At 72.2% G+C, this 13,203-nt stretch carries 13 protein-coding genes; 10 read left to right on the top strand and 3 right to left on the bottom strand.

The window, feature by feature from the left end; genetic code table 11:
- Nucleotides 1-23: 23 nt before the first annotated feature.
- From AMOR_RS11295 to AMOR_RS11270, 6 genes are all read left to right on the top strand, one after another.
- The gene (locus AMOR_RS11295) at nt 24-1,232 is read left to right on the top strand and encodes an extracellular solute-binding protein (protein WP_248361080.1); all 1,209 of its coding nucleotides are present in this window, start codon (nt 24-26) and stop codon (nt 1,230-1,232) included.
- Nucleotides 1,232-2,962, top strand: a complete 1,731-nt coding sequence (locus AMOR_RS11290; protein ID WP_248361077.1) for a carbohydrate ABC transporter permease — start codon at nt 1,232-1,234, stop codon at nt 2,960-2,962. Before AMOR_RS11295 ends, AMOR_RS11290 begins: the two co-directional genes overlap by 1 nt.
- Nucleotides 2,962-3,870 (top strand): sugar ABC transporter permease, encoded by a 909-nt coding sequence (locus AMOR_RS11285; protein ID WP_248361075.1) that lies wholly within the window; start codon nt 2,962-2,964, stop codon nt 3,868-3,870. Before AMOR_RS11290 ends, AMOR_RS11285 begins: the two co-directional genes overlap by 1 nt.
- Before the next feature lie 41 nt (nt 3,871-3,911).
- Complete coding sequence (locus AMOR_RS11280; RefSeq protein WP_248361073.1) at nt 3,912-4,736, top strand: glucodextranase DOMON-like domain-containing protein; 825 nt, start codon at nt 3,912-3,914, stop codon at nt 4,734-4,736.
- A gap of 90 nt (nt 4,737-4,826) precedes the next feature.
- The gene (locus AMOR_RS11275; protein ID WP_248361071.1) at nt 4,827-6,134 is read left to right on the top strand and encodes a maltoporin; all 1,308 of its coding nucleotides are present in this window, start codon (nt 4,827-4,829) and stop codon (nt 6,132-6,134) included.
- 79 nt (nt 6,135-6,213) lie between these two features.
- Entirely contained in the window at nt 6,214-6,702 is a 489-nt protein-coding gene (locus tag AMOR_RS11270; protein WP_248361069.1) for a pullulanase-associated domain-containing protein, read from the top strand.
- Nucleotides 6,703-6,785: 83 nt separating this feature from the next.
- Here AMOR_RS11270 and AMOR_RS11265 read toward each other — a convergent pair whose 3' ends face one another.
- From AMOR_RS11265 to AMOR_RS11255, 3 genes are all read right to left on the bottom strand, one after another.
- Nucleotides 6,786-8,435 (bottom strand): alpha-amylase family glycosyl hydrolase, encoded by a 1,650-nt coding sequence (locus AMOR_RS11265; RefSeq protein WP_248361067.1) that lies wholly within the window; start codon nt 8,433-8,435, stop codon nt 6,786-6,788.
- Nucleotides 8,436-8,507: 72 nt separating this feature from the next.
- A complete protein-coding gene (locus AMOR_RS11260) occupies nt 8,508-8,756 on the bottom strand; it encodes a hypothetical protein (RefSeq protein WP_248361065.1) in 249 nt (82 codons plus the stop codon).
- 167 nt (nt 8,757-8,923) lie between these two features.
- Nucleotides 8,924-10,570: an alpha-amylase family glycosyl hydrolase gene (locus tag AMOR_RS11255; RefSeq protein ID WP_248361063.1), complete on the bottom strand. Its 1,647-nt coding sequence runs from the start codon at nt 10,568-10,570 to the stop codon at nt 8,924-8,926.
- 251 nt (nt 10,571-10,821) lie between these two features.
- Here AMOR_RS11255 and AMOR_RS11250 point away from each other — a divergent pair, with 251 nt between their 5' ends.
- The 4 genes from AMOR_RS11250 to AMOR_RS11235 all read left to right on the top strand — a co-directional run bounded on the left by AMOR_RS11250 (nt 10,822) and on the right by AMOR_RS11235 (nt 13,192).
- Nucleotides 10,822-11,457, top strand: a complete 636-nt coding sequence (locus AMOR_RS11250; protein ID WP_248361061.1) for a hypothetical protein — start codon at nt 10,822-10,824, stop codon at nt 11,455-11,457.
- Nucleotides 11,454-11,885: a hypothetical protein gene (locus AMOR_RS11245; RefSeq protein WP_248361059.1), complete on the top strand. Its 432-nt coding sequence runs from the start codon at nt 11,454-11,456 to the stop codon at nt 11,883-11,885. Before AMOR_RS11250 ends, AMOR_RS11245 begins: the two co-directional genes overlap by 4 nt.
- A 45-nt stretch (nt 11,886-11,930) precedes the next feature.
- Nucleotides 11,931-12,485: a diheme cytochrome c-553 gene (locus AMOR_RS11240; protein ID WP_248361057.1), complete on the top strand. Its 555-nt coding sequence runs from the start codon at nt 11,931-11,933 to the stop codon at nt 12,483-12,485.
- A gap of 68 nt (nt 12,486-12,553) precedes the next feature.
- Nucleotides 12,554-13,192 carry a hypothetical protein gene (locus AMOR_RS11235; RefSeq protein WP_248361055.1) on the top strand — a complete coding sequence of 213 codons (639 nt, stop codon included), beginning with the start codon at nt 12,554-12,556 and terminating at the stop codon, nt 13,190-13,192.
- Nucleotides 13,193-13,203: the final 11 nt, after the last annotated feature.

The raw sequence follows: 13,203 nt of genomic DNA, 5'->3' as shown, positions 1-13,203 counted from the left end.
CCGGCCCGCGTGGAGGACCGATCATGACGAAGCTGCTCGCCATCCTGCTCGCCGCCGCCGTCCTTCCGGCGCGGTCGCTCGCCGCCGAGCTCGTGGTCTGGCACGCGTACCGGGGCGCCGAGAAGACCGCGTTCGAGAAGGTGGTCGCCGCGTACAACGCGCGGCCCGGGGCGCAGAACAAGGTGACGACGCTCGCGGTCCCGTACGACGCGTTCGCGGACAAGATCACCGCCGCGGTGCCGCGCGGGAAGGGGCCGGACGTCTTCATCTACGCCCAGGATCGGCTCGGCGGCTGGATCGAGGCGGGCAACACGGTCGAGCCGATCGACTTCTACGTCGACGACGCCCTCAAGGGCCGGTTCATCCCGACGACGGTCGAGGCGCTCACGTACCGCGGGAGCCTCTGGGGCCTGCCGCTCAACTACAAGGTCGTGACGCTCATCTACAACAAGAAGCTCGTCACGCAGCCGCCGAAGACGACGGACGAGCTCGTCGCGCTCGGGAAGAAGCTCACGAACCGCGCCGCGGGCCGCTTCGGCCTCGCCTACCCGTACAACGACTTCTACTACGACTCGGCCCTCTTCAACGGCCTCGGCGGCGGCGTGTTCGACGCGAAGGGCGCGCCGACGCTGGACGCCCCGGAGAACGTGAAGGCGTTCGAGCTGCTCATGAAGTGGGTGAAGCAGGACGGGTTCCTGCCCGCCGAGCCGTCCTCCGCCCTCATCACCTCGCTCTTCAACGAGGGGAAGGCGGCGATGGTCTTCTCCGGCCCGTGGTTCCTCGGCGAGGTGAAGCCGGGCATCGACGTGGGGCTCGCGCCGCTCCCGACGATCACCGAGGCGGGTGGGAAGCCGATGAAGCCGTGGATGACGGTGGAGGGCGTGTACGTCGCGGCGCCCTCGAAGAACAAGGAGGCCGCGTTCGACTTCGTGAAGTACGTGACCGACGTGGGTTCGGCCCGGACCCTCGCGCTCGAGGGCCGGCAGAGCCCGGCGAACAAGCAGGTCTACGAGGACGCGAAGGTCTCCTCGGACGTCCTCCTCGAAGGGTTCCGCAAGCAGGTCGAGGCGGCGGTCCCGATGCCGAACGTCCCGGAGATGACGATGGTCTGGTCGCCGGCGACGACCGCGCTGAACACGCTCATCCGCGGGTCGGCCACGCCGAAGGACGCGCTCGCGAAGGCGCAGGCGCAGGTCGCGAAGGACGTGGCGACCCTCCGCAAGGGTAAGTGATGGCCGACCCCTCGCACCGCGCCCGGTTCCTCGGGGGCCTCGCTGCCGGTCTGGTGGTGGCGATCGTGCTCTCGTGGGCGTGGTTCCGCGGCGCGTCGGAGGCGGGGCACGAGGTCCGGTCGCGGGCGGAGGCGGTCCGGGCGCTCGGGACGCTCGCCTCCGACGTGGAGAAGGCGGGCGGAGAGGGCGAGGGCGCGCGGGCGGCGGTGGCCGCGTGGCAGCGGCAGCAGCCGCGAGGGACCGTGGCGAGGGTGGTGGTGCTCTCGGGCGCCCGCCTCGAGGCCTCGACCGATCCGGGTGACACCGGCGCTCGCGCCGCGCCGCGCCGGCTCGGGCACGAGGAGAAGCCGTTCTTCGATCGCGCGGTCCGGGTCCGCGGGCTCACGGCGGAGCGGCGGGCGGCGGGCTCGAAGGAGCCCGTCGTCGAGGTCGTGCTCCGGGACGACGGCGGCTTCTCCCTCGCCGCCCCGGTCGAGCGCGAGGGCGCCATCCTCGCCGCGGTGGAGGTGGAGCGGCCGCCGACGCCGCCCCCGGCGCCGCCGGGCCTGCTCGCGGCGCTGCTCGCGCTCGCGCTGCCGCTCGCGGCGTTCTGGGCGATCGGCCGGGCCACGTCGCGGCGCGGACCGCTCGTGGCCGCGGCGCTCCTGCTCTACGCCGCCGGGGTCGCCGGCTACGCCGTGTGGGGGGCGCGCCTCGCCGGTGCGGGCGCCGGCGCGGCACGGGCCCTGCTGCCGGCGGCGGCGCTCGGGCTCGCGGTGCTCTTGTTCGGCGTCCTCGGCGCCGCGGGCCGGGTGTGGGCCTCGCTCGCCAGGAACCGCGCCGCGTACCTCTACATCGTGCCGGCGATGCTCGGCATGGTCGTCCTGGTCTTCTTCCCCTTCCTCTACGGCGTCGCGCTCTCGTTCACCGACTCGAACATCTACAACACGAACCAGCCGCTGCCGGACATCTGGATCGGGCTCCGGAACTACCTGGCGATCGTGAGCGACGTCCACGTGGTGCGCCGCGCCGCGGACGGGTCGCTCGTCTTCAACTACCTGAGCTTCTACTGGACGCTCTTCTTCACGATCGCCTGGACGGTCACGAACGTCGCCATCGGCGTGACGAGCGGCCTCGTCCTCGCCCTCGTCCTGAACACGAAGGGGCTCGCCCTCCGGCCGATCTACCGGGTGCTCCTGATCCTCCCCTGGGCGACGCCGAACTACATCACCGCGCTCATCTGGAAGGGCATGTTCCACCGCCAGTTCGGGGTGGTGAACCAGGCGATGGCCATCGTGGGGCTCGAGCCGATCTCGTGGTTCGACTCACCGTTCACGAGCTATCTGACCGCGCTCACGACGAACGCCTGGCTCTCCTTCCCGTTCATGATGATGGTCGCCCTCGGCGCCCTGCAGTCGATCCCGGCGGACATCTACGAGGCCGCGCGGGTGGACGGCGCGACGCGGTGGCAGCGGTTCGTCTCGATCACGCTCCCCTCGCTCAAGCCCGCGCTGGTCCCCGCCGTGATCCTCTCCGTCGTCTGGACCTTCAACATGTTCAACATCATCTTCCTCGTCACCGCGGGGGAGCCGGGCCGGGCGACCGAGATCCTCATCACCCAGGCGTACAAGTACGCGTTCGAGCAGTACCGCTACGGGTACGCCGCGGCGTACTCGACGATCATCTTCGCGCTGCTGCTCGTCTACGGCGTCTTCCAGAACCGCGTCACGCGGGCGACGGAGGGCATCTGATGGACGTGCGGCGCGAGACCGCGGCCGGGCGGAGCCGCCGGAGCGAGGAGGTGCCGCACGGCCCGCTCCACGTCCTGCTCGTCCTCTCGGTCCTCGGCACCATCTACCCGATCCTCTGGGTCTTCACGATCGCGTTCTCGGGCACCCAGAGCCTCGCCATCGCGGACCTCCCGGCGCAGCCGACGAAGCTCGATCGGCTGCGGGCGATCCTGCCCTGGCCGGAGCACGTGTCCCTCTCGAACTTCCAGTCGGTCCTGGCGGATCAGCCCTTCGCGCGCTGGATCTGGAACAGCGCCGTGATCTCCGCGGCGACGACGCTCGTCGGCGTCTTCCTCGCCTGCACCGCCGCGTACGCCTTCTCCCGGTTCAAGTTCCCGGGCCGCCGCACCGGGATGATGTCCTTCCTCGTGTCCCAGATGTTCCCGGGCACGCTGATGCTCATCCCCCTCTACATCATCATCGTCCAGTGGCTCGGGCTCGGCAGCTCGCGCATCGGGCTCGTGCTCATCTACGCGACGACCGCGATCCCGTTCTGCGTGTGGATGCTGAAGGGCTACTTCGACACCATCCCGAAGGAGCTCGAGGAGGCGGCCATCATCGAGGGGGCGGGGGCCGCGCGGATCTTCTGGAGCGTGGTCCTGCCGCTCGCGAAGCCGGCGATCGCCATCACCGCGCTCTTCTCGTTCATGACCGCGTGGAACGAGTTCATCCTCGCCGCGACCTTCATGGACAAGGAGGAGATGTACACGGCGCCGGTCGGGCTGCGCTTCTTCGTCGGCGGCTTCTCGCAGCAGTGGGGCTACTTCGCGGCGGGGTCGATCATCGTGTCCATCCCCGTCGTCTTCCTCTTCCTCTACCTGCAGAAGTACCTGGTCTCCGGCCTCACGGCCGGCAGCGTGAAGGGCTGACGACGCCGCGGCGCGCCGGCCCGAGAAAAGGAGGCTGCACCATGGTGAAGCACATCCTGCGCAGCGCGGCCCTGGCGGTCGCGGCGTGCGCCCTCGCCGCCACCGCGTTCGCCCAGGAGGTCGACTTCAAGGATCCGACCGGCGACGACAACGGGCCGGGCACGTACACCTACCCGACGGACCCGGTCTACAAGCCGGGGTCGTTCGACATCACCGGCGTGAAGATCACGCAGAAGGGCGACAAGGTCACCTTCGCCGTCAGCGTGAACTCCGACATCGAGAACCCGTGGGCGATGCCGGACCCGGCGAACTTCTCGGTGCAGATGATCTTCATCCACGTGAACACCGGGAAGGGCGCCATCACGAAGGGCGTCCCGGGCACGAACGTCCAGTTCGCCAAGGGCAACGGCTGGGACCGCGTCGTCGTGCTCTCGCCGCAGCCGGCGGGCCGCGTGAAGGCCGAGTTCCGCGACAAGGCGGCGGACCTGCTCCCAGCGCTCGTCGTGCCGGAGGACACCACCGCCGAGGGCCGGACGATCCACGGCACGGTGGACCTCAAGGCGATGGGCGGCGGCAGCGTCACGAAGTGGCGCTACCAGGTGCTCATGCAGTCGAACGAGGGCTTCCCGGACAAGCACGACGTGCTGACGCGGAAGGTGAACGAGTACGAGGGGCAGCACCGGTTCGGCGGCGGGAACGACGGGGACTGCGATCCCCACGTGATGGACCTGCTCGCCGGGAAGGCGGTGGGCGACAAGGGCGAGATCGACGCGCAGCACAAGATGCTCGCCTACCAGTGCAATCCGGACGGGACGTCCAAGAAGCCGGCGACGCTGACGCTCGTCAGCCCGCCGAAGAAGAAGTGAGGAGAGAGCGCAGTGAGCGAACGACGGCGGGTCCGGGTGGCTCGCCGGGACACGTGGTCGGAAGGAAACGAAGAAGAAGGGGAGAACATCATGAAAGCGAGAAACGTCCTGCTGGCCATGGCGGTCGCGGCCCTGGGCCTCGCGGCGAATGAGACGTCCGCCGTCGAGCTGCACGGGTACTTGCGGTCCGGCATTGGCGGTAACGGGTCGGGTGGGAACCAGGTCTGCTTCGGGTCGGGCACGCCGCTCACCGCGAACGGCTACAAGTTCCGCCTCGGCAACGAGTGCGAGAACTACGCCGAGCTCGAGTTCCGCGAGTCCCTCTACAAGGACAAGAACGGCCTCGAGTTCAACTACGTCGGCATGCTCGCGTACGTGTCGACCCAGGCGCAGGACTACGAGAGCCTGAAGGGCGACACGAACCCGAACGACATCGCGCTCCGCCAGAACTGGGTCGGCGTGACGGTCCCGCAGCTCGGCGGCATCGGGTTCTGGGCGGGCAAGCGGTACTACTACCGCAACGACGTCCACATCATCGACTTCTTCTACTGGGACGTGTCGGGCCCGGGCGCCGGCGTCGAGAACATCGACCTCGGCGTCGGCAAGCTCGCCATCGCCGTCCTCGAGACCCGCGCGCTGACCAGCACGGGGGCCACCGAGGACCGCAGGGTCGCCTGGCGCCCCGACGTCCGGCTCCTCGGGATCCCCGTCGGCTTCGGCTCCCTCGACCTCGGCGTCTCGCTCTTCTACACGAGCGATCAGAAGGCGGTGAAGACGTCCGGGGAGCAGGAGGTGAGCCCGTGGGTCACCGTCCAGCACTTCGCCCCCATCCTCGGCGGCTACAACAAGCTCGCCTTCCAGTACGCGAAGGGCTCCGCGGCGCCGATGGCTCAGGCGCAGTTCGGCAACACGAGCAGCGCGGAGCAGTGGCGGTTCGTCGAGCAGATGGTCTTCCAGCCGAACCCGAAGATCTCCGGCATGCTCGCCGCCACGTACTCGGACTTCACGCACCGCTACGGCGGGACGGGTAGCTACAACAGCGCGAAGCAGTGGGGCGTCGGCATTCGTCCGCAGTACTACTTCAGCGACATCTTCCACCTCGCGGTCGATCTCGGGTACCAGAGCCTGAAGCCGAAGGACGGGACGGACAAGACCGAGCGGAACCTCTTCAAGGTGACGGTCGCCCCGACGCTGTCGCCGCCGCCGGGCCCGGGCGGCGCGTTCTTCACCCGCCCCGAGCTCCGCCTGTTCGCCACCTGGGCGAACTGGAACAAGGCCATGCAGCGCGAGAACATCGTCGGCCAGGGAACCTGCGAGGCCACCGGCACGAGCACGAGCGTGTTCGGCTGCGACACGAACGGCCTCACGTTCGGTGCGCAGGTCGAGACCTGGTGGTAGCCGCGCGGAGGCTCGCGCCGTCAACGTGTCACGAGGCCGGGAGGGGGTTCCCTCCCGGCCTCCCCTTCGGAGGTAAGTCATGAAGCTCCTGCAGAAGCTGCTGCTCGCGTCAGGCCTCCTCGCCTTCCTCGCGGCCCCGGGGCTCGCGCCCGCCGAGGAGAAGCCGGCCGCGTCGGCCGGCGACAAGGTCACGATCCACTACCACCGCCAGGACGGCTCCTACGACGGCTGGGGCCTGCACACGTGGCAGAGCTTCCAGAAGAAGGAGGAGGCCGGCGACGAGTTCGCGAAGAAGGAGATGACCGACGCGCCGCTCCCGGGCGTCACCTGGTTCAAGCCGATGCCGCCGACCGGCAAGGACGACTTCGGCGCCTTCTGGTCGATCCCGACCAAGGAGTACGAGAACGGCCGGGTGAACTACATCATCCACAAGGGCGACAAGAAGGATCAGTGCAACAAGGACATGTTCTTCCTGCTGAAGGACACCAAGGACGCGTGGGTCGTCTCGACCGACTGCAAGGTGTACCTGACGAAGGAAGAGGCGATGAAGAGCCCGAAGTGGAAGTAGGCGTCGGGCCTCGGGCATTCGCCGGAGCCGCGTCGTGAACACCCGGGCGGCCGGAGCGATCCGGCCGCCCGCTCCGTCTCACCTCACTCGAGCCGCCAGATCGCGGTCGCCCGCGCGGGCAGCGTCACCTCGGCGCCCTCGGGCGACGGGGCGATCGCCGCGCCCGGGTCCGCGAGGAGCGGCGTCGCGGCGCCCGCGGTCACCGCGAGCCGCTCGCGCACGGTGTCGATCCCGAGGTTGTGGACGACGAGGACGCGCTCGCCGGGGAGCGCGCGCACGAGCGCCAGGAGGCCGGGGCTCGCCGCCGCGAGCCGCTCGGTGCCGCCGCGCCGGAGCGCCTCGGACGCCTTCCGGACGCGGATCAGGCGGCGGTAGCGCGAGAGGAGCGAGCCCGGGTCGCCGGTCTGGGCGGCGACGCTCGTCGTCGGGCCGCGCGGCGCGAGCGGCCACCACGGCGTCCCGGAGGTGAAGCCGCCGGTCGCGGTCGCGTCCCAGGACATCGGCGTCCGCTTGCAGGCGTCGTCGGCGCAGTCCCCGTTCAGCAGCCCGAGCTCCTCGCCGTAGTAGAGGAACGGCGTGCCCTGGAGCGTGAGCAGGATCGCCGCGGCGAGGCCGAGCCGCGCGGGATCCGCCGAGAGCCGCGTCGCGACGCGGACCTGGTCGTGGTTCGTGAGGAAGGGCGCGTCCCCGGTCCCGGCCGGATAGGCGCGCGCCACCGCGTCGAGCGCCGTCGCGATCGGGCGAGCGTCCCCTGCGCTCACGCCGTTCACGATCGCATCCGCGAGCGGGAAGTCGAACAGCAGGGGCAGCGCGTCGCCGCCGGGAAGCGCCGCGGTCGGGGTGCCGAGGTACGGGGCGATGGTCGCGGTGTCCGCCCACGCCTCGCCGACGAGGAGGGCGTCGGGCCGGACCGCGCGCACCGCATCCGCGAACGCCTTCAGCGCCGCGCGCGTCTCCGGCTGATCCTCCTGGCCCGGCCCCGGCCCGTTCTCCACGAGATAGCGGACCGCGTCGAGGCGGAAGCCGTCCACGCCGTGGCCGAGCCAGCGGATCGCGGCGGCGGACTGCTCGGCCGCGACCGCCGGGTTCCGCCAGTTCAGGTCGGGCATGTGCTCCCAGAACGCGGCGTAGTACCAGGCGCCGCCGCCCGGGAACCACGCCGGGCCGCTCCCGAACGGCTGCGTCCACCCCGGGTTCGGCGACCGCCACACGTACCAGTCCCGGTGCGCCGCGGCGGGGGACGAGGTGGCGTCGACGAACCACGGGTGCGCGTCGGAGGTGTGGTTCGGGATCCAGTCCAGGACGACCTTGATCCCGCGCGCGTGGCAGGCGGCGACGAGCCGGTCGAGGTCGGCGAGCGTGCCGTAGGTCGGGTTCACCGCGTCGTAGCTCGTCACGTCGTAGCCGTGCGTCGACGGAGACGGGTAGATCGGCATGAGCCAGATCGCGTCCACGCCGAGGTCGGAGTCGGTCGCGGGATCGCCGTCGTTCAGGTAGTCGAGCTTCTCGAGGAGCCCGGCGAGGTCGCCTGCGCCGTCGCCGTCGGAGTCGCGGAAGCTCCGGACGAAGACCTCGTACACGACCGCGCCGTTCCACCAGTCCGGCGCGGCGGAGGCCGCGCGGGTCGGGCCCGGCGTGGGCGGCGGGGCCGGCGCGTTGCCGCACGCGGAGGAGAGCAGCGCGACGAGCGCGACGACGAGGGCTCGGAGCGGCAGGGAACGCGGGCGTCGCATCGCCCGGATGATAACGCCGCCGCTCGCGCGTGGGCCGCCCGCGGCCGCACCACGCGGGGCGCGGAGGTGCCGTCAGCGCTTCCCGCCCGCGGCCGGCGGGCGGCGCGCGGGGAGCACGAAGAAGGGCACGAGCACGACGACGACCAGGACGAGCAGCTCGCCGAGCCCGATCCGGCGGGTGAGGAGCGCGAGGCCGCCGAAGATCGCCACCGTCACGAGGAGGAGCCGCGCCCGGCGCCACAGGCTCGTCTTGATGAACCACGCGGCGGCGATCGCGGCCAGCGCGGTGAGGAAGAGGACGAGGAGCTCGACGCGGCCCACGGGGCGGGAGGAAAGCACGGGGGCCGAGGGGCGTAAAGGAGGTCGCGCCGGATCACGGGAACGGGCCAGGGGCCACGGGCCACGGGAGGCGGGTCACGGGCACGGAGAAGCCGGGCACGTTCACGGGCACGGGCACGGGCACGGGGGCGTTGCCGTCGGGGTGGCGTTCATCGGACGCGCCAGATCGCCGACCTCCGCGCCGGCAGCTTCACCCGCACCTTCCCGCCCTCCGCCGCGATCGCGCCGCCCGCGTCGACGAGCAGCGGCTCCGCGCCGGCGGCCGGCGCCGTGAGCGCGACGTCCACCGGGTCGTCGCCTAGCCCGTGGACCACGAGCACCGTCTCGCCCTCGCCGCGGCGGAGGTACGCGAGCACGCCCGGCGCGCCGGCGTCGAGGACCTCGATCCCGCCGCGCGCCAGCGCCGGCGACTGGTGGCGCGCCCGGACGAGCGCGCGGTACCGCGACAGGAGCGAGCCGGGATCGCCGGTCTCGGCCGCGACGTTCGCGCGCTCGTGCCCCGGCGCGAGCTCCATCCACGGCTGACCCGTGGTGAACCCGCCCTTCGGCGAGCCGTCCCACGGCATCGGCGTCCGCTTCCACTCGTCCTCGTTGCCGGGGCCGTTCTGCATCCCGAGCTCCTCTCCCTGCCAGAGGAAGGGCGCGCCCGGGAGCGTGAGCAGGATCGCCGCCGCGAGCCGCAGGCGTGCCGGGTCGTCCCCGAGCTGCGTGGCCACCCGGATCTGGTCGTGGTTCGTGAGGAACGGTGCGTCCACCGCGCCGGGCGGATAGAGCCGCTTCACGTCGTCGAGGGCGTTCGTGATCCGGCCCGGGTCGCCCTCCTTCACGCCCTGGACGATCGCGGTGGCGAGCGGGAAGTCGAAGAGCATGTCCAGCTCGTCCTTGCCGTCGCCGTAGTACTCGGCGATGTCGCCCGCGTCCGACCAGACCTCGCCGACGAGCATCGCGTCCGGCTTCGCCGCCTTCACCGCCGCGGCGAACTCGCGGAGGAAGACGTGGTTCTCCGGCGAGCCCGCCTGGCCCTTCCCCGGCCCGGTCTCGATGAGGTGGCGGATCGCGTCGAGCCGGAACCCGTCCACGCCCTTCGCCAGCCAGAAGCGGGCGATCCGCTTCGCCTCCTCGCGCACCTCCGGGTTCCGGTAGTTCAGGTCCGGCATGCCGCCCCAGAACACGCCGTAGTAGAAGGCGCCGTTCCGCTCGTGCCAGGTCGAGCCGGACTGCGCGTTCCAGGGCTGGGTCCAGCCGAGGTCGGTCGGGCTCCAGACGTACCAGTCGCGCTTCGGCGACTGCGGCCCCTTCGCCGACTCGCGGAACCACGGGTGCGCGTCCGACGTGTGGTTCAGGACGAGGTCGAGGATCACCCGGAGCCCGCGCCGGTGGGCCTCCTGGACGAAGCGCTCGAAGCCGGCCTCCGTGCCGTACTGCGGGTTCACCTGCTCGTAGTCGGTCACGTCGTAGCCGTGGTAGCTCGGCGACTTCATGATCGGCATGAGCCAGAGGGCGTCCACGCCGAGGTCGGTGGTGGTGCCCGGGTTGCCATCGTTCAGGTAGTCGAGCTTCGCGGTGAGGCCGGCGAAGTCGCCCATCCCGTTCCCGTCGGAGTCGTCGAAGCTCCGGACGAAGACCTCGTAGAAGACCGCGCCGTCCCACCAGCGGTCGGGCACGGCGCGCGCGCTCGCGGCCGGCGCCGCGGCGGGCGCGGCGCTCGCCGCGGGAGGAGGCGGCGGGCGCGCGGGGCGGGTCGCGCACGCGAGCGCGGCGAGGAGGGCGAGGGCGAGGGTGCGGGCGCGGCGCATGGAGGACCTCCGGAGCGGTGCGCGGGGAGTCTACTCGTGGCGTCGCCGCGCGCCCGCGACCCCGGCGAGGCGTGCGCCGCGGCGGCGCGGGCGGCGGCGCCGGCAGCCGGCGGCGCGCTTTCGTCCGTTAGGCACTTCTTAGGATCCGACGAGGGACCATTTAGGAACGGCGCGCACGCGGCGTCGGCATCCTTCGCACGTCCAGGAAGGACGGCGAGGCGATGCGATCCGATCCCCGACACCGAAACCGCATGCTCCAGGCCGCGGCGCTCCTCGCGACGGCCTGCTCCGCGCGCGAGGCGCCCGCGCCGGCGGCGACCCCGCCTCCCACGCTCGCGGAGACCGGCCTGTACTCCGATCTCCCGGCGCGGAGCCTCGCGCCCGGCGTCCTCGGCTACACGCCCGTGTACCCGCTCTGGTCTGACGGCGCGACGAAGCGCCGCTTCATCCGGCTCCCGCCCGGCGGCGCGATCGACGCGCGCGATCCCGACGCGTGGGTGTTCCCGGTCGGTACGCGGGTGTGGAAGGAATTCGCGTTTGGCGGCCGTCCGGTGGAGACCCGCTATCTCGAGCGCACGCCCGCCGGCTGGCTCTACGCGACCTACGCCTGGAGCGAGGACGGTCGCGAGGCGACGCTCGCGCCGGAGCGTGGGGTCCGCGGGGTTTGCGAGATCGTCCCCGGCGTGCGTCACGACCTGCCCGCGGTCGCGGACTGCCGCGCGTGCCACGAGGGCGGGCCGGTGCCGGTGCTCGGCTTCTCGGCGTTGCAGCTCTCCCCGGATCGCGACCCGCTGGCGCCGCACGCGGAGCGGCCGGCCCCGGGCGACGTCGACCTGCGGTCGCTGGTCGCCCGCGGGCTCGTCCGGAACTTCCGCCCGCGCTCGTGACCACCCCGCCGCGGATCGTCGCCGCGACGCCCCGGGCCCGCGCCGCGCTCGGCTACCTGCACGCGAACTGCGCCTCGTGCCACGACGCGCGCGGCCCCCTCGGAACGACCCTCGGGCTCGACCTCGCCCAGCGGGTGGCCGCGCCGGCGTCGCCCGGGGCGCCGCTCCCGACCGCGTCCGGCGTGCCGAGCCGGTTCCGGCCTCCCGGCCTCGCCGGCCGGGAGGGTGTGCCGCTGCGGATCGCTCCGGGCGATCCCGCCGGGAGCGTGCTCCTTCGTCGCCTCGCCGCGAAGGACCCGACGACCCGGATGCCGCCGCTCGGCAGGCACCTCCCCGACGCCGCCGCGCTCGAGCTCCTCGCCGGCTTCGTCCGGCTCGATCTCGCCCCCGCCCGCCCGGACACCCCCTCACCCGAAGCGAAGCAGTGAAGACCCGCGGCGAGAGACGCCGCTCCGATCGAAGGAGAAGACCCGATGAAGCGCACGAAGTGGATCCTCGCGTTCGTGGCCGTCGCCGCCGCCGTCCTCACCGTCGCCCGCGTCCACGCCGGCGGGGGCGACGTGGCCCGCGGCCGGTACCTCGTCACGGTGGTCGGCTGCAACGACTGCCACACGCCCGTCCGGATGGGGCCGAGCGGCCCCGAGCCGGACGCGGCGCGCCTCCTCTCCGGCCACCCCGAGGCGCTGAAGCTCCCGCCCCCGCCGGAGCAGCCGCCCGGCCCGTGGGTGGCGGCGGTCGCCGGCACCATGACCGCCTGGGCCGGACCGTGGGGCGTCTCGTTCACCGCGAACCTGACCCCCGACGCCGACACCGGCCTCGGCCGGTGGACCGAGCGGGAGTTCCTCGACACGATGCGGAGCGGACGCCACCTCGGGCGAGGCCGTTCGCTCCTCCCGCCCATGCCGGTCCAGGCGATCGGGCAGATGACGGACGAGGACCTCCGCGCCGTGTTCGCCTACCTCCGGAGCGTCCCGCCGATCCGGAACCGCGTCCCGGAGCCGCTGCCGCCGCCGGTCGCGGCGCGGTGACGTCGTCGGGCCAGGGCGCGGCGCCGCGACCCGCGGCGCCCGCCCGCGCGCGGCGCTACCCTCGGCGCATGTCGACGAAGCTCACGCCCAAGATCATCCTCGAGGGCACCCGCCTCACGCAGAAGACCGACCTCGCCTTCGCGCTGAACGAGCACCCGCGCATCGTCGGGCCGCGCCGGTACCGGTACCACTCGCCGCTCGTCTCGGCGGAGTGGTGCGCGTTCACCGACTTCCCCTGGGGGCGCGGACCGGTGAACTACGCGCCCGAGGAGGAGGCCGTCGCGCTCGAGACGTACGCGACGTGGGCGCGGCTCTTCGAGCTGAACCGCTACTACTCGTGGATCGTCGATCGCTTCCACGTGTCGACGCAGGTCTACCAGCGGCAGGCCCGGGGGGCGGCGCCGGACTTCGCCTGGCTCGAGCGCCGCCTCCGGCCGCTCGGGTTCCGGCACGTGCTCTGCTGGCGGCGGCCGGAGACGTTCGAGGCCGCCCGCGCCGAGCGCCTGAAGGTGTCCGGCAACCCTCGGCAGTACGACGACCTCGGGCCGTTCATCCGCGAGCAGGAGCTCTACCGCAGCGTCGTCCGCGCGAGCGCCCTCCCGCATCTCGAGCTGGACGTCTCCGACGGCGACGTGGCGCGGGCCGCGGACCGGATCGCGGACTGGCTCGAGGCGACAGGCGGGCTGTCTTCGCCGTGGGGCGTGTAGCGGCGCGGAGT

The sequence above is a fragment of the Anaeromyxobacter oryzae genome (genome assembly GCF_023169945.1).
GTDB lineage: Bacteria > Myxococcota > Myxococcia > Myxococcales > Anaeromyxobacteraceae > Anaeromyxobacter > Anaeromyxobacter oryzae.
The sequence above is the reverse complement of the archived record's forward strand: the minus strand, read 5'-3'. Positions and strand labels throughout refer to the sequence as shown.